Genomic DNA, 507 nt, shown 5'->3' with positions numbered 1-507 from the left:
AGACGAGAAAGACTGGCAAGCCATAGCCCATGGCTAAAAACAAGGGTGCAAACAAGAGTAAAAAGAGGGTTTGAACAATTGTCCAGAAAACCAGTGAACTCACCGTCTGTCCTTTGAGGTAGGACTTTACCTCCTCTTCACTGACTAAGAGAAAGAGTTTATCCGGTCCTTCCATGTAGGTCGCGATTCCTCCCCAAGCCAAAAGCAAAGCAGATACAATTCCCAAAAACAAGAGGATAGGCCAATGATTTTCAGGAAAATCTTGCAAGAGTTGACTGTACTGGTAGGCTAGAAAACCGATGAGAACAAGCAGGAATAAGACAAAATGGTCATTGAGAACATAGCGCAGATAACCGACGCACTCCTTACGAAAAGCCTGCTTTCTCTTTAAAAACAAGTCTTTCATCGGTCCTCCTCTTTGGTCAGAGCCAAGTAAATATCATTCAAACTCGCTTCAGGCATGCCAAAGGCTTCGCGCAGTTGCTGGAGGTTCCCCTGAGCCCTCAC

The 507-nt window shown here is 45.4% G+C and carries 1 protein-coding gene and 1 pseudogene; both read right to left on the bottom strand.

Features of this window, described 5'->3' with window-relative positions:
- A partial coding sequence (locus GMD5S_RS0209810; RefSeq protein WP_016893896.1) for an ABC transporter permease occupies positions 1–406 on the bottom strand: 406 nt, incomplete at its 3' end.
- Positions 403–507, bottom strand: a pseudogene (locus tag GMD5S_RS10640) (ABC transporter ATP-binding protein); the annotation flags it as partial. The pseudogene GMD5S_RS10640 and the gene GMD5S_RS0209810, both read right to left, overlap by 4 nt.

It is taken from the genome of Streptococcus sp. GMD5S, assembly GCF_000298715.2.
In the GTDB taxonomy this organism is placed as follows: Bacteria; Bacillota; Bacilli; order Lactobacillales; family Streptococcaceae; genus Streptococcus.
Note: the sequence above shows the minus strand (reverse complement) of the source record. Positions and strands in the feature narration are given on the sequence as shown.